Origin of the sequence: Halomonas sp. BDJS001 (assembly GCF_026104355.1) — a bacterium.
GTDB lineage: Bacteria > Pseudomonadota > Gammaproteobacteria > Pseudomonadales > Halomonadaceae > Vreelandella.
Map to the genome: position 1 here is coordinate 355,599 of NZ_CP110535.1, position 18,095 is coordinate 373,693.

Annotated in this window: 15 protein-coding genes and 2 tRNA genes; 16 read left to right on the top strand and 1 reads right to left on the bottom strand. The window is 55.9% G+C overall.

Features of this window, described 5'->3' with window-relative positions; translation table 11 throughout:
• Positions 1-30 precede the first annotated feature (30 nt).
• Entirely contained in the window at positions 31-3,261 is a 3,231-nt protein-coding gene (carB, locus tag OM794_RS01865) for a carbamoyl-phosphate synthase large subunit (protein ID WP_226250334.1), read from the top strand.
• Positions 3,258-3,734: a transcription elongation factor GreA gene (gene greA, locus OM794_RS01870; protein ID WP_009287920.1), complete on the top strand. Its 477-nt coding sequence runs from the start codon at positions 3,258-3,260 to the stop codon at positions 3,732-3,734. Before carB ends, greA begins: the two co-directional genes overlap by 4 nt.
• A gap of 91 nt (positions 3,735-3,825) precedes the next feature.
• Here the strand turns inward: greA and yhbY are convergent, their stop codons facing one another.
• Positions 3,826-4,152 carry a ribosome assembly RNA-binding protein YhbY gene (yhbY, locus tag OM794_RS01875; RefSeq protein ID WP_226250335.1) on the bottom strand — a complete coding sequence of 109 codons (327 nt, stop codon included), beginning with the start codon at positions 4,150-4,152 and terminating at the stop codon, positions 3,826-3,828.
• A gap of 114 nt (positions 4,153-4,266) precedes the next feature.
• Between yhbY and rlmE the strand changes: the two genes are divergently transcribed.
• The 14 genes from rlmE to rpsO all read left to right on the top strand — a co-directional run bounded on the left by rlmE (position 4,267) and on the right by rpsO (position 17,966).
• A complete protein-coding gene (gene rlmE / locus OM794_RS01880; protein ID WP_226250336.1) occupies positions 4,267-4,914 on the top strand; it encodes a 23S rRNA (uridine(2552)-2'-O)-methyltransferase RlmE in 648 nt (215 codons plus the stop codon).
• 279 nt (positions 4,915-5,193) lie between these two features.
• The gene (gene ftsH / locus OM794_RS01885; RefSeq protein WP_265154227.1) at positions 5,194-7,209 is read left to right on the top strand and encodes an ATP-dependent zinc metalloprotease FtsH; all 2,016 of its coding nucleotides are present in this window, start codon (positions 5,194-5,196) and stop codon (positions 7,207-7,209) included.
• Positions 7,210-7,313: 104 nt separating this feature from the next.
• Positions 7,314-8,228: a dihydropteroate synthase gene (gene folP / locus OM794_RS01890; protein WP_226250337.1), complete on the top strand. Its 915-nt coding sequence runs from the start codon at positions 7,314-7,316 to the stop codon at positions 8,226-8,228.
• Entirely contained in the window at positions 8,225-9,574 is a 1,350-nt protein-coding gene (gene glmM, locus OM794_RS01895) for a phosphoglucosamine mutase (protein ID WP_226250338.1), read from the top strand. Before folP ends, glmM begins: the two co-directional genes overlap by 4 nt.
• A 160-nt stretch (positions 9,575-9,734) precedes the next feature.
• Complete coding sequence (gene tpiA, locus OM794_RS01900; RefSeq protein ID WP_226250339.1) at positions 9,735-10,484, top strand: triose-phosphate isomerase; 750 nt, start codon at positions 9,735-9,737, stop codon at positions 10,482-10,484.
• 4 nt (positions 10,485-10,488) lie between these two features.
• Entirely contained in the window at positions 10,489-10,848 is a 360-nt protein-coding gene (gene secG / locus OM794_RS01905) for a preprotein translocase subunit SecG (RefSeq protein ID WP_226250340.1), read from the top strand.
• A 30-nt stretch (positions 10,849-10,878) separates the two neighbouring features.
• Positions 10,879-10,965, top strand: a tRNA-Leu gene (locus OM794_RS01910).
• Positions 10,966-11,111: 146 nt separating this feature from the next.
• Positions 11,112-11,188 (top strand) — tRNA-Met (locus OM794_RS01915).
• 370 nt (positions 11,189-11,558) lie between these two features.
• Positions 11,559-12,020, top strand: a complete 462-nt coding sequence (gene rimP / locus OM794_RS01920) for a ribosome maturation factor RimP (RefSeq protein WP_226250341.1) — start codon at positions 11,559-11,561, stop codon at positions 12,018-12,020.
• 72 nt (positions 12,021-12,092) lie between these two features.
• Entirely contained in the window at positions 12,093-13,607 is a 1,515-nt protein-coding gene (gene nusA, locus OM794_RS01925; RefSeq protein ID WP_226250342.1) for a transcription termination factor NusA, read from the top strand.
• A gap of 27 nt (positions 13,608-13,634) precedes the next feature.
• Positions 13,635-16,211 carry a translation initiation factor IF-2 gene (gene infB / locus OM794_RS01930; protein WP_226250343.1) on the top strand — a complete coding sequence of 859 codons (2,577 nt, stop codon included), beginning with the start codon at positions 13,635-13,637 and terminating at the stop codon, positions 16,209-16,211.
• A gap of 18 nt (positions 16,212-16,229) precedes the next feature.
• Positions 16,230-16,646, top strand: a complete 417-nt coding sequence (gene rbfA / locus OM794_RS01935; protein ID WP_226250344.1) for a 30S ribosome-binding factor RbfA — start codon at positions 16,230-16,232, stop codon at positions 16,644-16,646.
• On the top strand, positions 16,646-17,566 hold the full coding sequence (gene truB / locus OM794_RS01940) for a tRNA pseudouridine(55) synthase TruB (RefSeq protein WP_226250345.1): 921 nt from the start codon (positions 16,646-16,648) through the stop codon (positions 17,564-17,566). The genes rbfA and truB overlap by 1 nt, the downstream gene beginning before the upstream one ends.
• Before the next feature lie 130 nt (positions 17,567-17,696).
• Positions 17,697-17,966 carry a 30S ribosomal protein S15 gene (gene rpsO / locus OM794_RS01945; RefSeq protein WP_007111823.1) on the top strand — a complete coding sequence of 90 codons (270 nt, stop codon included), beginning with the start codon at positions 17,697-17,699 and terminating at the stop codon, positions 17,964-17,966.
• Positions 17,967-18,095: the final 129 nt, after the last annotated feature.

Here is an 18,095-nt window from a genome sequence, read left to right on the forward strand (position 1 = left end):
CTCATCGTCACCAATTTTGCGGGAACCGTTATGCCTAAGCGTACCGACATCAACTCTATTTTGATCATTGGCGCTGGCCCGATTGTGATCGGCCAGGCCTGCGAATTCGACTACTCCGGCGCCCAAGCGTGTAAAGCGCTGCGCGAGGAGGGTTACCGGGTGATTTTGGTTAACTCCAACCCTGCCACCATCATGACCGACCCGGCCATGGCCGATGCCACCTACATCGAGCCGATCACTTGGCAGGCGGTGGAAAAGATCATCGAAGCTGAGCGCCCGGATGCGGTTCTGCCCACTATGGGTGGCCAGACAGCGCTCAACTGCGCTCTGGAGCTAGAGAAGCATGGCGTGCTGGAGAAGTTCGGCGTCGAGATGATCGGTGCCAACGCCGATGCGATTAACATGGCCGAAGACCGCGATCTGTTCGATCAGGCTATGAAGCGTATTGGCTTGGAGTGCCCGAAAGCGAAAGTGGCCCACACCATGGATGAGGCGTGGGAGATTCAGGCTGAGCTTGGTTTCCCGACCATTATTCGTCCCTCCTACACCATGGGCGGCTCCGGCGGCGGCGTGGCGTACAACAAAGAAGAGTTCGAAGAGATCTGCACCCGCGGTTTTGAGCTCTCCAACAACCACGAGCTGCTCATTGATGAGTCGCTGCTGGGTTGGAAAGAGTACGAGATGGAAGTTGTGCGTGATAAGAACGACAACTGCATCATCGTCTGCGCGATTGAGAACTTCGACCCCATGGGGGTTCACACCGGTGACTCCATTACCGTGGCTCCGGCGCAAACGCTGACCGATAAAGAGTATCAGATCATGCGTGACGCCAGCCTCGCGGTACTGCGCGAGATTGGTGTCGAAACCGGTGGTTCTAACGTCCAGTTTGGCATGGATCCCAAGACCGGTCGTTTGGTGGTTATCGAGATGAACCCAAGGGTGTCGCGTTCCTCGGCGCTGGCCTCTAAAGCGACTGGCTTCCCGATTGCCAAGATCGCCGCCAAGCTGGCGGTGGGCTATACCCTGGATGAGCTGCAGAACGATATTACCGGTGGCCGCACCCCGGCGTCGTTTGAGCCGTCTATCGATTACGTGGTGACCAAGATTCCACGCTTCACCTTCGAGAAGTTTCCTCAGGCCAATGACCGCCTGACGACGCAGATGAAGTCGGTGGGCGAGGTGATGGCCATTGGTCGCACCTTCCAGGAGTCGCTGCAGAAAGCCCTGCGCGGCATGGAAACCGGCAACGACGGCCTTGATCCGGTGATTACCGACTTTACGCCCGACAACATGGCGATTATCCAGGGTGAGCTACAGGCCGCCGGTGCCGAGCGCATTTTCTATGTGGCGGATGCCATGCGTTCAGGCATGAGCGTTGAGGACGTCTTTGCACTGACCAATATCGACCCTTGGTTCCTGGTGCAGTTGGAAGATCTGGTGCTCACCGAAAACAGCGTCGCCAAACGCACGCTGGGCGATTTCTCAGCCCGTGAGCTCTATCAGCTCAAGCGCAAAGGCTTCGGCGATGCGCGCCTGGCCAAGCTGCTGAACGTGACTGAAAAAGAGTTTCGTCAGACCCGCCAGGCCGCCGGTATTCGCCCGGTCTATAAGCGCGTTGATACCTGTGCGGCGGAATTCGCCTCGGATACCGCCTATATGTACTCCACTTACGAAGAGGAGTGCGAAGCGGATGTCTCTGATCGCCAGAAGATCATGGTACTGGGCGGTGGTCCCAACCGGATCGGCCAGGGGATCGAGTTTGACTACTGCTGCGTTCACGCCGCCTTCGCCATGCGCGACGACGGCTATGAAACCATCATGGTCAACTGCAACCCGGAAACCGTCTCTACCGATTACGATACTTCTGATCGTCTCTACTTTGAGCCGGTAACGCTGGAAGACGTGCTGGAGATCGCCGACAAAGAGAAGCCGGTAGGCGTGATCGTTCAGTTCGGTGGTCAAACGCCGCTGAAACTGGCCCGTGAGCTGGAGGCCGCCGGTGTGCCGATTATTGGCACCACGCCGGATGCCATCGACCGCGCTGAAGATCGTGAGCGCTTCCAGGTAATGATCGACAAGCTGGGCCTGAAGCAGCCGCCCAATGCCACCGCGCGCAGCTTTGCGGAAGCCTTCGATAAAGCCGAGGCGATTGGCTACCCGCTGGTGGTGCGCCCCAGCTACGTGCTGGGTGGCCGGGCCATGGAGATCGTCTACGACGCCTCCGAGCTTGAGAATTACATGACCCACGCGGTGAAAGTCTCCAACGACTCGCCGGTGCTGCTGGATCACTTCCTGAGTGCCGCGATCGAGATCGATATCGATGCAGTATCGGATGGTCAGCAGGTCGTGATTGGCGGCATTATGCAGCACGTAGAGCAAGCGGGCGTTCACTCCGGCGACTCCGCCTGCGCGTTGCCACCTTACTCGCTGCCTGCGGATGTGCAGGACGAGATGCGCCATCAGGTCAAGCAGATGGCCGTTGAGTTGGGCGTGAAAGGCTTAATGAACGTTCAGCTCGCTTGGCAGGATGGCGAGATCTATGTGATTGAGGTCAACCCACGTGCCTCGCGTACGGTGCCGTTTGTCTCCAAGTGTATCGGCACTTCGCTGGCGCAGATTGCCGCTCGCTGCATGGCCGGTAAAACCCTGGCTGAGCAGGGCTTTGAGAAGGAGGTCGTGCCGCACTTCTATAGTGTTAAAGAGGCGGTCTTCCCGTTTAATAAATTCCCCGGTGTCGATCCGATTCTGTCGCCGGAAATGAAGTCTACCGGCGAAGTAATGGGATCCGGTGATACCTTCGCAGAGGCCTTCTTTAAAGCCCAGCTGGGCGCTGGTGAGGCGATTCCTGCGCTGACGGGGGAGCGTAAGGCGTTCCTCTCTGTGCGCGAGCCGGATAAGACGGGGATTATCGAAGTGGGTCGTTCTCTGTTAGCATTAGGCTTTACGCTATGTGCAACACGGGGAACAGCGGCTGCTTTGGAAGCTGCCGGGCTTGCCGTTGAGCACGTCAATAAAGTCTACGAAGGTCGTCCCCATATCGTCGATCTGCTTAAGAACGACGAAATCGCCTACATTGTGAACACTACTGAAGGTCGTCAGGCTATTAACGACTCTTCGGTCATTCGCCGTACTGCTCTCTCGCGCAAGGTGCCCTATGCGACCACCTTGGCGGGCGCTAATGCTGTTTGCATGGCGCTTGAGTACGGTAGGGAGATTACGGTGCGGCGCCTTCAGGATCTGCATGCAGGAGCAAGTCAATGAACAAGGTCCCGATGACAGTTGCGGGAGAAAGAAGCCTTCGTGAAGAGCTCGACCACCTTAAAAGCGAAGCTCGTCCGCAGGTGATCGCGGCCATCGCCGAAGCGCGGGAGCACGGCGATCTTAAAGAAAACGCCGAGTACCACGCCGCTCGCGAGCAGCAAGGATTCATCGAAGGGCGCATTCAGGAGATCGAAAGTAAGCTCTCCGTTGCGCAAGTGATTGATGTCACTAAGCTGCCGAAAACCGGCAAAGTGATTTTTGGTGTGACCGTGTCCCTGATGAACCTGGATACCGATGCAGAGGTGACTTATCGCATCGTCGGTGAAGATGAGGCCGATATTAAGTCTGGTCGCATCTCGGTCACCTCTCCGATTGCCCGTGCCCTGATCGGCAAAGAGGAGGGTGATGTCGTGGTGGTCAAAACCCCCGGCGGTGATGTGGAGTACGAAGTAGGTAGCGTCGAGCACGTGTAATAAAAAAACGCCCCTTCAATTGACCCAATGGGTTGGTTGAAGGGGCGTTTTCGTGAGGCGAGACGTTATTGGCCCGCGTTTCATTTAACGCTTAATGGCGGCCGTGGTGGTTCTCAAAGCGGGTAACATTGGAAAGCTTTGGATTCACCTGTGGGTTTCTGCGGTACAGTAGCGCCATTTTGCCAATGGTTTGCACCAGGTCTGCGCGGCTGTTGGCGATCAGTTCGGCTATTATGGCCGCGCGATCGTCACGCTCAGGAATGGCGAGTTTCACTTTGATCAATTCGTGATCGGTGAGTGCGCGGTTGAGTTCTGCGAGCAAATTTTCGGAGACGCCGTTCTCAGAAACGGTGACCACTGGGTTAAGATGGTGGCCTATGCTACGAAATGCTTTCTTTTGTGCCTGTGACAAGCTCATGGTATCTTGCGGTATCCCGGTTAGCGCTTAACGCTCCATCTTACGGTGAAACGCCACCGAGTGAAAGCGATCGCGTGAATGCGCCCATCTCTTATTCCAGTGTTAGATTCCCACATGCAGCAAAAGCCCCCGAACCGAAAACATTCCGTCAGCAAGACCAGCAATAACTGGAAGAAGGAGCATTTTGACGACCAGTATGTGAAGCAGAGCTGGCAAGATGGCTACCGTTCCCGAGCCAGTTATAAGCTGATTGAGCTGGATGAAAAAGATAAACTGCTGCGCCCTGGCATGACGGTGATTGATCTAGGGGCCGCCCCCGGCGGGTGGAGCCAAATTGCGGCAGAGAGGGTCGGGCCTGAAGGGGTGGTGATTGCTTCTGACATCCTGGAGATGGATGCGCTAGCAGGTGTGGACTTTATTCAAGGTGATTTCACTGAAGAGGCGGTGCTAGAGGCGATACTAAAACGCCTGGATAATCGCCGGGTAGACCTTGTGATGTCGGATATGGCCCCCAATATGAGTGGCATGGCAGCGATTGATCAGCCTCAGGCGATGTACCTAGTGGAGCTGGCGTTAGAGCTCGCCCGCGAAACGTTGTCACCTGGTGGTCGATTTTTAGCTAAAGTGTTTCAGGGGGAAGGGTTTGACGCCTATTTGAAAGAGCTGCGTGGCAGCTTTAACAAAGTGGTGACTCGCAAGCCAGATGCCTCCCGGGCACGTTCCCGTGAGGTCTATTTTCTGGCTGAAGGGTTTCGCGGGTGACGGTTCTCAAGAGGGTGTTTGAAATGGGTCTTGAGAGCGGACACTGCCCGCGTGGTTCATAGCCAAGATTTATCAGCGCGATTGCCAGACAGGCATGCGCAACGTGTGTCACATTAGTCGCCATAAGTGCGCGTGACGCAGATGGCCCGAGGCATAAGACGCTTTGGCAATGGTTGAACGCTTGATGTTGATGTAATGTCTTAATACTAAGCTTATGGGTAGAAGGCTTTATGACGCATCAGCGTTTAACTGACAGATTCTTGTAATGAGGGTAGCCCCTTGAACGATATGGCGAAGAACCTGATTCTGTGGTTGGTCATCGCGGCCGTCCTACTGACAGTGTTCAATAATTTCAGTACGGAAAGCGCACCGCAAAACACAAACTACTCTCAGTTTGTGCAGCAGGTGCAAAATCAGCAGGTACGTAGCGTAACCATTGATGGCTATACCATCCGTGGTGAGCGCACGGACGGCTCTCAGTTTCAGACCATCCGCCCTGCGGCGGAAGATCCTAAGCTGATGGACGACCTGCTGAGCAACAATGTGACGGTAGTGGGTAAAGAGCCAGAACAGCAAAGTATCTGGACGCGGCTGCTTATCGCCAGCTTCCCGATTCTGCTGATTTTGGGCATCTTTATGTTCTTCATGCGCCAAATGCAGGGCGGTGCCGGTGGTGGTAAAGGCGGCCCGATGAGCTTTGGTAAGTCGAAGGCCAAGCTACTCTCTCAGGATCAGATCAAAACCACTTTTGCCGACGTGGCGGGCTGTGATGAAGCCAAAGAGGAAGTCGAAGAGTTGGTCGACTTCCTGCGTGATCCGACTAAGTTTCAGCGCCTGGGCGGCACGATTCCCCGCGGCGTGTTGATGGTAGGCCCTCCGGGTACTGGTAAAACGCTGCTGGCAAAATCCATAGCTGGTGAAGCGAAAGTGCCGTTTTTCTCCATCTCGGGTTCTGACTTCGTTGAAATGTTTGTTGGTGTTGGTGCATCCCGTGTGCGCGACATGTTCGAACAGGCCAAGAAGCAGGCGCCGTGCATTATCTTTATCGACGAAATCGATGCGGTAGGCCGCTCACGCGGTGCTGGCATGGGTGGCGGTAACGACGAGCGCGAGCAGACGTTGAACCAGTTGCTGGTTGAAATGGATGGTTTTGAAGCCAACGAAGGCGTCATTGTTATCGCCGCGACCAACCGTCCGGACGTACTTGACCCTGCCTTGATGCGCCCTGGCCGTTTTGACCGTCAGGTCACCGTCGGCTTGCCGGACATCCGTGGCCGTGAGCACATTCTGGGTGTTCACCTGCGTAAAGTGCCGCTGGGTGATGATGTAAAACCGCAGCTGATTGCGCGTGGTACACCGGGGTTCTCCGGGGCTGACTTGGCCAACCTGGTTAACGAAGCCGCCCTGTTTGCCGCACGGCGTAACAAGCGCTTGGTCACCATGGAAGAGCTAGAGCTCGCCAAGGACAAGATCATGATGGGCGCTGAGCGCAAATCGATGGTCATGACCGATAAAGAGAAGCTCAATACGGCTTATCATGAGTCAGGCCACGCCATTATCGGTCTGGTCGTGCCTTCCCATGATCCGGTCTATAAAGTCACGATTATTCCCCGCGGCCGCGCCTTGGGGGTCACCATGTTCCTGCCGGAAGAGGATCGCTACAGCCTCTCCCGCCAGCAAATCCTGGGGCAAATCTGCTCACTGTTTGGCGGCCGTATTGCCGAAGAGATGACGCTAGGCCCGAACGGTGTGACCACGGGTGCCTCTAACGACATTAAGCGCGCTACTGAGCTGGCTCACAACATGGTCGCCAAGTGGGGCCTGTCTGAGGAAATGGGGCCGATCATGTACGACGAGGACGAGTCGCATCAGTTCCTCGGTGGCCCCGGCCAGGGTGGCGGCAAGATGAAGTCGGGTGATACCACCACGCGTCTTGATAAGGAAGTGCGCAAAATTATCGACGATTGCTACGAGCAGGCGCGCCAGATCCTGACCGATAATCGCGATAAGCTGGATGCCATGGCCGAAGCGCTGATGAAGTACGAGACCATTGATGCCGCGCAGTTGAAGGACATCATGGAAGGTCGCGAACCGCGCCCGCCGGAAGGCTGGGACGACGGTGACTCATCCGGTGGTGGTACGCCCGTCAATGATGATAAGCAGAAGACAAAGGCGGAAGACGATGCCTCTAGCACATCAGGCAGCGATGCTTCTGGAGGTGGTGATGGCGAAGAGGATGACGACGAGCCGCGTCGTCGCCCCTCCGACCCGCTAGGCGGCCCTGCTGGCCCATAACCGCCAGTCACCCCCTATGAGAAAAGGCGCCCCGTCATGGGGCGCCTTTTTTGGTATGCTGTGTACACATCACTGCAATGTTTCTTTTCTTGATCAGCTGCAGCATGAAATCAATTCTGGACACGTCCTTGGCACGAAGCGCAGAAAGCGCGTTCCAGCTGCGTTGCGGACGCCATCTGTTGGATCTCTCCTTTCCCCGTGTGATGGGTATTCTCAATGTCACCCCTGACTCCTTTTCCGATGGTGGGCAGCATGTAGCGCTGGATGACGCGCTGCGCCACGCCGAGCGGATGCTGGCTGAAGGGGCGGCAATGATAGACGTGGGCGGCGAGTCTACCCGCCCTGGGGCTAGCCCGGTTAGTGCCCAGGAGGAGTTGGATCGGGTCGCGCCTGTAGTGGAAGTTCTGGTGCGCGAGCTGGATGCGTTGGTGTCGGTAGATACCAGTTGCCCGACGGTGATACGCGAGGCGAGCGAGTTGGGCGCGGGCATGATTAACGATGTCCGCGCATTAGAGCGCGAAGGTGCCCTGTTGGCCGCAGTAGGGAGTGGCTTACCTGTCTGCTTGATGCATCGCCAGGGCGAACCTCAGGATATGCAGCAGGCACCTGCTTATCAGCGTCCGATTGAAGATGAAGTGGCGGCGTATTTGTCCCGTCGGGTTGCCGAGTGCGAGGCGGCCGGTCTGCGCCGCAATCGTCTATTGATAGACCCTGGTTTTGGCTTCGGCAAAACCGTTGAACACAATCTACGCTTACTCAAATACATGGAGTCTCTGCAATCGCTGGAGCTCCCGGTGCTAGTGGGTATGTCACGCAAAAGTATGATTGGAAAAGTGTTGGGCCGCCCAGTGGAGGAGCGTCTCTCTGGTGGTCTGGCGCTCGCTGCCATGGCGGTTGAGCGTGGGGCAAATATTTTGCGCGTGCATGATGTGGCTGCAACGGTCGACGCAGTCAATATGGCGTGGGCGGTACTACAAGAAGGCTGCGAGCCGCCGCTTAACAAGGAGTTTGACGCATGACAAGGCGCTATTTTGGGACAGATGGTATTCGCGGGACGGTGGGAAAAACGCCGATTACCGCCGACTTTATGCTCAAGTTGGGCTGGGCGGCGGGACAGGTACTGCGCCGAGATAAAGGGCGAACGCGGGTGCTGATCGGTAAGGATACGCGGATCTCCGGCTATATGTTCGAGTCCGCCCTGGAGGCTGGGCTCTCGGCCGCGGGTGTCGATGTATCACTGCTGGGGCCAATGCCCACGCCAGGGATCGCTTATTTAACGCGCACATTTCGGGCTGATGCAGGCATCGTCATTTCGGCATCGCACAACCCCTTTGACGATAATGGCATCAAGTTCTTCTCCGCCGAGGGTAAGAAGCTCCCTGATGAGACGGAAGATCGCATTGAAGCGATGCTGGAGGCGCCGTTAACCACGGCGGAGGCCGCACAGTTGGGTAAGGCAACCCGCATCGACGACGCCGCGGGTCGCTACATCGAGTTTTGCAAATCGACGCTGCCCGATCGGCTTAGCCTTCACGGGCTCAAAATCGTTCTGGATTGTGCTCACGGCGCTACTTACCATATTGCCCCCAATGTTTTTCGCGAGCTGGGGGCTGATGTCACCACCATTGGCTCTGCGCCTGATGGGTTAAACATTAACCAGCAGGTGGGGTCAACGCATCCCGCGGCTCTGCGTGCCGCTGTTATTCAGCAAAATGCTGATTTGGGAATTGCCTTTGATGGCGATGGCGACCGCGTGTTGCTGGTAGACGGCGACGGGCGTGAAGTCGATGGCGACGATATTCTCTATCTGATTGCCCGAGATCGTCACGAGCGTGGTTTGCTTCAAGGCGGCGTGGTGGGCACCCTGATGTCAAACTTTGGCCTATCGATGGCGCTGGAAAAGCTGGGGATCCCCTTTGAACGCGCTAAAGTGGGTGACCGCTTTGTGATGGAGCGTATGGCCGCTAATGGTTGGGAGTTAGGCGGAGAGTCGTCGGGGCATATCGTGTGCGCCCACGTGCAGACCACCGGTGACGGGATCGTCTCTGCGCTACAAGTACTGGCATTGATGATGCGCGAGCAGAAGAGCCTGCCGACACTGTTAAAAGAGCTGGAAAAAGTACCCCAGGCGCTGGTTAATGTACGTTTACCCGCCCATGCCAACGCCAAAGAGGTAATGGCTTCTGCGCCACTCCAACAGGCGGTAGCTGCGTTAGAGCATGAGCTAGGCGATGAGGGCCGGGTGTTGCTGCGCCCCTCAGGCACTGAGCCGCTCATCCGTGTAATGGTGGAAGGGCGCGCCCATTTAGATGTCGATCAACTGGCGCGCACCCTAGCTGACCAGGTACAGGCACTGCTTAACTAGCTAAGTACCACCAAGTAGCACAGAAAACCGGTTCCGCCAGCAGGTTTAATAAATAGGTTTAGTAAACAGGTTGGGTAAACCCAGCCTGTAAGCATAACAGCGGTTGTCTTGACAAGGCCGCTCCTATACCATTTCGCTCCACCATGAGTGAGGAGAGTCGATGCGTACGCCTTTAATCGCCGGCAACTGGAAAATGAACGGTTCCGTGGCGTTGATCAATGAGTTCGGTCAGGCCTTCTCTGCCGCCGTATCGCCAACGAACTTGGATGTGGTTATTATTCCGCCGTTCCCCTATTTGGATGCGGCGAGACACGCGTTTGAAGGGACGGTGCTGTCGTTAGGCGCACAAACATTGAACCCCATTCACTCTGGGGCGCATACCGGCGAAGTCAGTGGTCGCATGCTAAAAGAGTTTGCGGTCTCTTATGTGTTGGTGGGGCACTCCGAGCGACGCCAGCTCTACAAAGAGAACGATGAACAAATTTTAGCGCGCCTTTTGGCAGCCTTAAATGTTGATCTCAAGCCGATCCTTTGTGTAGGTGAGTCTCTAGAGGAGCGCGACGCAGGCCGCACGATGGATGTAGTGCTTCGTCAAGTGGGCTATGTAATGTCTCGCCTAGAGCCCGATCAGCGCAAGCAGGTCGTGATTGCCTACGAGCCCGTTTGGGCCATTGGTACTGGGCGTACGGCCAGCCCTGAGCAGGCCCAGGAAGTGATGGCAGGCATCCGTGCCTACCAAGCGGGCTTCGATAAGGGGCTCGCTGAGCAACTGCGCTTGCTTTACGGTGGCAGCATGAACGCAAGCAATGCGGCTGAGCTGCTCGCTCAGCCCGATATCGACGGCGGTCTAGTGGGCGGAGCCTCACTCAAGATCGATGATTTTTATGCCATTTGTCAGTCAGCAGGATAACGCCATGCAAGTTGCAATTCTTATGATCCATGTGGTGATTGCGGTCGCCCTGGTGGTACTCATTCTGCTTCAGCAGGGTAAAGGTGCCGAGGCCGGCGCTGCCTTCGGGGGCGGTGCTTCACAAACGGTATTTGGCTCGCGGGGTAGCGGTAACTTCCTGTCGCGCACGACGGCTGTGTTGGCGGCGGGCTTTTTCGTCACCTCGATGGCGTTGGCTTATTTTGCTACCCAGGCAGGCCAAGCGCCAGAAGCCGGGATTCCCGACTCGCGCCTGATCGAGCAGCAGCAAAGCGTTCCAACGCTTGACGACAGGCCAGCAGACGTGGATAATGCCGCGCCAGTGCTAGAGGAAAGCAGCGAGTAAGTAGCTGTCTGTTTTTTAGCCTCCCCTGTTGCCGAAGTGGTGGAATTGGTAGACACGCTATCTTGAGGGGGTAGTGACCGTATGGTCGTGCGGGTTCAAGTCCCGCCTTCGGCACCATCTGTTTTGCTGGTTCACCAGCTTCCCAGAATGTTTCTTTTGTTGCCAGAATGCCAAGTTTGGCACCTGAGGCGAAAAAGACAGCTTGACGCAAGAAGTTCTTGACGTAAGTAGTGTTTGTGTCTATTATCGTCGACCTAGATTGATGCGGGGTGGAGCAGTCTGGTAGCTCGTCGGGCTCATAACCCGAAGGTCATCGGTTCAAATCCGGTCCCCGCTACCATTTTCTAGTAACGTGTTCTAGATTGTTATTCTGAAGTTGTATAGAAAATAACAGTCGCTTCAGGCACAGCCTGCTGCATGTTGCTAAGACAGTACTGGAAGTAGTACTTAAGAAATGGTACACAAGGTTTCTTTCAAAAAGCCCCTTCCAGTGAAGGGGCTTTTTGTTAGCAGCTTTTGACTGGCAAGTGCGCTTGTGCGCGGACTATTGGCGCCGCCTTGTTAGTAAGAATAGCGTTAGCACGAACACTTTAATAGCGGATGTCGTCCGGAAAACGGAGACACATTCCCGAGTAACGCCAATCAGCCACCTAGCTTATCTAATAACTCCTGGCCAGGTGCCTGATGCAACGGCTATAGGAGCTTTGTCTGTGGCCACTAAACACGCTGCGCTTCACGCGCTGATAGAACCTGTTGTTGCTGCCATGGGCTTTGAGCTATGGGGCATTGAGCATCTTTCCCAGGGCAAAAATTCGCGTCTGGTGATCTATATTGAGCGCGAGAGTGGCGTCAGCGTGGAAGACTGCGCAGATATTAGCCGCCAAGTCAGTGCCGTTATGGATGTAGAAGACCCCATTGCCGGTGAGTACCGGTTGGAAGTCTCTTCGCCCGGTATGGCACGCCCCTTGTATTCCCTGGATCAGTTTTCCCGCTTTCAAGGTCATCACGTCGCGCTGAAACTGCGCACTGCCTTTGATGGGCGGCGCAAGTATCAGGGGCTTTTGGTCGGTGTAGAGGGGGATGAAGTGCTCCTGCAACTGGATGGCGAAGAGTACTGCTTTCCAATTGAGAGTATTGATTCTGCTCACATTGTACCGCAGTTCGACGATTGACCGAGTGGCGGCGCTGCCGGCAGGCTGCCGGGGTGATGCACATAAGGATAGGTTTTCTGGCGAGGCATACGCATGAGTAAAGAAATTTTAATGGTCGTTGACGCGATCTCCAATGAGAAGGGCGTCCCGCGTGATGTCATCTTCGAGGCGGTAGAAGCCGCTCTTGCGAGCGCGTCACGCAAGCGTTTTGAAAGAGAAGAAGCCAATGTGCGCGTGCATATTGACCGTCGCACTGGCGAATACGAAACCTTCCGCACCTGGACAGTGGTGGAAGATGACGAATTCGAAACGCCAGATTACGAAATTAAACAGAGCATTGCCGAACAGCGCGACCCACCGCTGAAATTGGGCGATGTGGTGGAAAAAAGCATCGAAAATGCCTCGTTTGGCCGTATCGCTGCACAAACCGCCAAGCAGGTTATCGTACAGAAAGTGCGCGAAGCCGAGCGGGCTGAAGTGGTGCGCCAATATGCTGATCGTGAAGGCGAGCTGGTGGCGGGCATCGTTAAAAAGACCACCCGTGATGGCCTGATCATTGATTTGGGCGAAAACGCTGAGGCGTTCCTGCCGCGCAATGAAATGATTCACGGCGAGCGTTACCGCATGAACGAGCGGGTACGCGCCTTGTTGGTCAAAGTGGATCCAGACGCACGCGGTGCCCAGTTGCAGCTATCGCGGACGTGCCCGGAGCTGATCATCGAGCTGTTCAAAATTGAAGTGCCAGAGATCGCCGAGCAGTTGATTGAGATCAAAGGCGCTGCGCGGGACCCCGGCTCACGGGCCAAAATTGCGGTAAAAACCAACGATCGTCGCATCGATCCTGTGGGTGCCTGTGTGGGTATGCGCGGTTCGCGTGTGCAGGCAGTCTCTTCGGAGCTGCAAAACGAGCGTGTCGATATCGTGCTTTGGGACGATAACCCCGCACAGTTAGTGATTAACGCCATGGCGCCTGCCGATGTTGGGTCTATTCTTGTTGACGAAGACGCCCACGCAATGGACGTGGCCGTGGCGCAAGATAACCTTGCTCAGGCCATTGGCCGGAGCGGGCAGAACGTGCGTTTGGCTTCTGAGCTTACCGGCTGGCGAATTAATGTCATGACCGAAGAGGAAGCGGAATCTAAGCGCGATCAAGAGATTGATAGCCTGGTGGACTCTTTTATCCAGCACCTCGATGTGGATGAAGATGTCGCTCGCCTGTTGGTGGAAGAGGGGTTCACTACCCTGGAAGAAGTCGCCTACGTGCCGATGGAAGAGATGCTCGAAATCGAAGAGTTCGATGAAGATTTGGTCGAGCAGCTACGCGCACGGGCGAAAGACGAGCTGCTGACGATGGCCATTGCCTCGGAAGAAGCGCTAGACGGTGCCCAGCCAGCAGCTGATCTGCTGGAGATGGATGGCATGGAGCGCCACTTGGCCTTCATTCTCGCCAGCCGCGGCATTGTCACTATGGAAGATCTCGCCGAGCAGTCTGTCGACGATCTGGTCGATATCGAGGAGTTGGACGAAGCGCGCGCAGCGGCACTGATCATGACTGCCCGTGCGCCCTGGTTTGAAATCGATGACGCATCGGATTCGAACACACAGTAAACAGGTCACGGGCTGAGGAGGGTCAATATGTCAGATATGACAGTTAAAGATTTCGCAGTAAAGGTGGGCCGTGATGTGCCTCGCCTGCTAGAGCAAATGAAGGAAGCGGGTTTAAAGCACGCTCGAGAAAGTGATGCCGTGTCTGAAGAAGATAAGCAGAAGCTGCTGAGTTTTTTGAAGAAGAGCCACGGCGGTAGCGACACCGCTGAAGCGGGTAAAAACCGCATCACGCTGACGCGCAAAACCCGTAGCCGTATCAATACCGGCGAGCGCGGTAAAACCATTGAAGTGCAGGTACGTAAGAAAAAGACTTACGTCAAAAGCGCCGAAGAGGAAAAGCCGAAAGCGCCGGAGCCTAGTTACACCGGCCCGCGCCAGCTAGTGGGCGATATGGCGGAAGCCGAAGCAGAGCGTAAAGTAAGCGATGCGCGTGCAGCCGAAGAAAAAGCGGCTGCGCAGAAGGCCCAGGCAGCTAAGGAAGCTGAAGAGGCGGCGGCAAAGAAAGAGGCAGCCGCTAAGAAGCCGGCTGAGACCAAGCCAAAAGCTGAAAAAGCGTCTGCAGCGCCGGATATCCCAGTGCCCGATCTTGAGATCGACGACACGCCTTCCGGTGACGATATGCCGCCAGCGCCGCCCAAAGAGGGCCGCACTGACCGTCGTACCGCTCCGCCGAAGAAGACGGCAGCGAAGAATAAAGGTCGTCGCGACGATGAAGATCGGGGTGATCGCGAAGAGCGCAAACGCGGTGGCGGCAAGAAGGTGAAACGTGCCGAGCAGCGTCGCGGTGGTCGCCGTGGTGGCAGCCAGAGCGGCAATGGAAAGCACGCTTTCCAGAAGCCAACTCAGCCCATCGTGCGTGAAGTATCGATCCCTGAGTCGATCAGCGTAGCGGAGTTGGCCGACAAAATGTCGATCAAGGCCAACGAAGTGATCAAGGCCATGTTTAACATGGGCGCGGCGGTAACCATCAACCAAACCATCGATCAGGATACCGCTGCGATCGTGGTAGAAGAGATGGGCCATACGCCGAAGCTGGTAAAAGACGATGCGCTGGAAACGGAAATGCTCGAAGGCATCTCCTATGAAGGCGAAGAGATCACGCGCTCACCCGTTGTTACTGTAATGGGGCACGTTGACCACGGTAAAACTTCGCTGCTGGATTATATCCGTAAAGCGAAGGTGGCCACCGGTGAAGCCGGTGGTATTACCCAGCATATCGGTGCCTACCACGTGGAAGATAACCACGGTGGCGTTACCTTCCTGGATACCCCAGGCCACGCGGCGTTTACCGCCATGCGTGCCCGCGGTGCCAAGGCGACCGATGTGGTCATTCTGGTGGTGGCTGCCGACGATGGCGTGATGCCGCAAACCATTGAAGCGATTGAGCACTCTAAAGCCGCTGAAGTACCCATGGTGGTAGCGGTCAACAAGATCGATAAAGCTGGCATCGATCTTGACCGCATCAAGAACGAGCTTTCGCAGCACGGCGTGATCTCGGAAGAGTGGGGCGGTGACACCCAGTTTGTTCACGTTTCCGCCAAAACCGGTGAAGGTATTGAAGAGTTGTTGGAAGCGATCCAACTGGTCTCTGAAGTGCTTGAGCTTAAAGCCGTTCCGTCTGCGCCGGGTAAAGGCGTAGTGGTTGAGTCACGCCTTGATAAAGGTCGTGGTCCGGTCGCTACTGTACTGGTTCAGAACGGTACGCTGAAAAAGGGTGATATCGTCCTGGCTGGCCTGCACTACGGCCGCGTGCGTGCGCTGACCAACGAACTTGCCCAGCAAGTAGACGAGGTTGGCCCGGCCATGCCGGTAGAGATTCAAGGCTTGGGCGGCACCCCGGACGCCGGTGATGACTTTATGGTCGTGGCCGACGAGAAGAAAGCCCGCGAAGTGGCTAACTTCCGTCAAGGCAAATACCGCGAAGTGCGCCTGGCGCGTCAGCAGAAGGCCAAGCTGGAGAACATGTTCAGCCAGATGGGCCAAGACGAAGTGGCCAAGGTCAACATCGTCCTCAAAGCCGACGTTCAAGGTTCTTTGGAAGCGATCAAAGGCGCCCTGGAAGAGCTCTCTACCGGTGAAGTGGAAGTGGCCGTGGTCTCTTCAGGTGTCGGTGGTATCACCGGTACCGATGCCAACCTGGCGCTTGCGTCAGAAGCCATCGTGGTCGGCTTTAACGTCCGTGCTGACGCTGCTGCCCGCGAGATCGTTGAGCGCGAAGGTCTGGATCTACGCTACTACAGCGTTATTTACCAGCTGATCGACGAGGTCAAGCAGGCGATGAGCGGTATGCTCGCACCTGAGTGGAAAGAAGAGATCGTCGGTATTGCCGAAGTGCGCGATGTGTTCCGTGCACCGAAGATTGGTGCCATCGCCGGCTGTATGGTGATTGAAGGCAGCGTGCATCGTAATAAGAAGATCCGCGTGTTGCGTGACGATGTCGTGATCTACGAAGGCGAGCTCGAATCGCTGCGCCGCTTCAAAGACGATGTACAGGAAGTGCGCAACGGCATGGAGTGTGGCATCGGCGTGAAGAACTACAACGATGTCCAAGTCGGCGATAAGATCGAAGTCTTCGACCAAGTGAAGGTCGAGCGTAGCCTGTAAGGCTGCGAGGAGCTAAACATGCGCGAATTCAAGCGTACCGACCGGGTAGCCGACCAGCTCCAGAAGGAGCTGGCGGTATTGATCCAACGCGAAGTGAAAGACCCACGTTTAGGCATGGTCACGGTCAGCGGTGTCACCGTTAGCCGCGACCTTGGCTACTCTGATGTCTATGTCACGCTGTTGGGTGAGCAAGAGCCCGAGCGTATTAAAGAGAATCTGCAGGTGCTTAAGCGCGCCGCCGGTTTTCTAAGAAGTCAGATTGCCAAGCGCATCAAGCTACGTCATGTACCGGAGCTGCGTTTTCATTTCGATGAAAGCGTGGTGCGCGGTCAGCAACTCTCTTCATTGATTGATGAGGCGGTGACGACGGATCGTGCACGCTATCAAGACGATAAGGGTGACAGCGATGCCGAGCAGAGTGAGGAAACTCGCTAGTGGCGCGTCAACGTCGCGGCTTGCCGGTTAATGGCGTACTGCTGCTGGATAAGCCCAAGGGCGTTTCCAGTAACCATGCATTGCAGCGAGTCCGCCGACTGTTCCAGGCCCAAAAAGCCGGGCACACCGGCACGCTAGACCCAATGGCAACCGGCTTATTGCCGATTTGCCTGGGCGAAGCGACCAAGTTCTCGTCGCACTTGCTGGAAGCCGACAAGGTGTATCGCACCCGGATTGAACTGGGGGTGATCACCGATACCGGCGATGCGGAAGGTACGGTGATGGAGCAGCACGAGGTTCCCAGCCTAAGCGTCGATGACGTGGAGGCTGTGCTTAGCCGTTTTCGCGGTGAGATTGACCAAGTGCCGCCGATGTACTCGGCCTTAAAGCATAACGGCAAAAAACTTTACGAGTTGGCCCGTGAAGGCAAGCAGGTAGAGCGTGCAGCCCGGCGCGTAAGCGTGTATGATGCGCGCCTGCTAGCGTTTGAAGACACTGCTTTCGAGCTGGAAGTAAGCTGCAGTAAAGGCACTTACATCCGCACGTTAGCCGAAGATATTGGCCAAGCGCTTGGCTGTGGCGCGCACATCAGTCAACTAAGAAGGCTCAAAACGGGGCCCTTTTTAGCCGACGCGATGTGGACGCTAGAGGCCTTGGAAGCATTGGCCGACCAAGCGGCACTGGAAGCTGAGCTTATGCCCGTGGATGTGCTGGTGGATCATTTGCCGTTACTGACGGTAGACGACACCGCCCATTCTCGTTTGGCCCACGGCCAGCCCGCTGCTCTCGAAACCGGCGCATTAGCCCCGGACGAAGTAGCCCGACTTTATTACGCCGAGACGTTTATCGGCCTTGGCGTAGTGAAAGGTGCCCAGGAAGTGGCACCAAAGCGGCTGTTAAGTACTGTCGCTATCTCGTAAGGCTAGTTGCAAGGAAGCCGCAGCCTACGTGAAAATAGTAAGATGCAAGACGTAAAATAGTAGCTTGAGACTGCAAATATGCGTGGTCTCACCCATTCATTTTTAGGCATATTGCTTACTGGAGATACAGATGGCTTTAACCGCTGAGAAGAAGGCCGAGATCGTCACCGAATACGGCCGCGGCGATAACGATACGGGTTCCCCTGAAGTGCAGGTTGCCCTGCTGAGCGCCAACATCAATGGCCTGCAGGATCACTTCAAGACCAACAAACAGGATCACCACTCTCGTCGTGGTCTGATCCGCATGGTTAACCAGCGTCGTAAGCTGCTGGACTACCTAAAGCGTAAAGATTTCGAACGCTATCAGTCCCTGATTCAGCGTCTGGGTCTGCGTCGTTAAGCGTTAACGGCAACGATTAGAAGCGGGCAGCTCCTTGTGGGCTGCCCGTTTTTTTATGTTTCCTGTTTAACAGCAAATAGAGAACTGGTAGCCCTATGGCGCTCCAGCGCCTAGAATGGTTACGAGTCA

Coding starts and splice junctions, on each gene's coding strand:
- carB (WP_226250334.1), top strand. CDS start 31: ATGCCTAAGCGTACCGACATCAACTCTATTTTGATCATTGGCGCTGGC.
- greA (WP_009287920.1), top strand. CDS start 3,258: ATGAACAAGGTCCCGATGACAGTTGCGGGAGAAAGAAGCCTTCGTGAA.
- yhbY (WP_226250335.1), bottom strand. CDS start 4,152: ATGAGCTTGTCACAGGCACAAAAGAAAGCATTTCGTAGCATAGGCCAC.
- rlmE (WP_226250336.1), top strand. CDS start 4,267: ATGCAGCAAAAGCCCCCGAACCGAAAACATTCCGTCAGCAAGACCAGC.
- folP (WP_226250337.1), top strand. CDS start 7,314: ATGAAATCAATTCTGGACACGTCCTTGGCACGAAGCGCAGAAAGCGCG.
- glmM (WP_226250338.1), top strand. CDS start 8,225: ATGACAAGGCGCTATTTTGGGACAGATGGTATTCGCGGGACGGTGGGA.
- tpiA (WP_226250339.1), top strand. CDS start 9,735: ATGCGTACGCCTTTAATCGCCGGCAACTGGAAAATGAACGGTTCCGTG.
- secG (WP_226250340.1), top strand. CDS start 10,489: ATGCAAGTTGCAATTCTTATGATCCATGTGGTGATTGCGGTCGCCCTG.
- nusA (WP_226250342.1), top strand. CDS start 12,093: ATGAGTAAAGAAATTTTAATGGTCGTTGACGCGATCTCCAATGAGAAG.
- infB (WP_226250343.1), top strand. CDS start 13,635: ATGTCAGATATGACAGTTAAAGATTTCGCAGTAAAGGTGGGCCGTGAT.
- rbfA (WP_226250344.1), top strand. CDS start 16,230: ATGCGCGAATTCAAGCGTACCGACCGGGTAGCCGACCAGCTCCAGAAG.
- rpsO (WP_007111823.1), top strand. CDS start 17,697: ATGGCTTTAACCGCTGAGAAGAAGGCCGAGATCGTCACCGAATACGGC.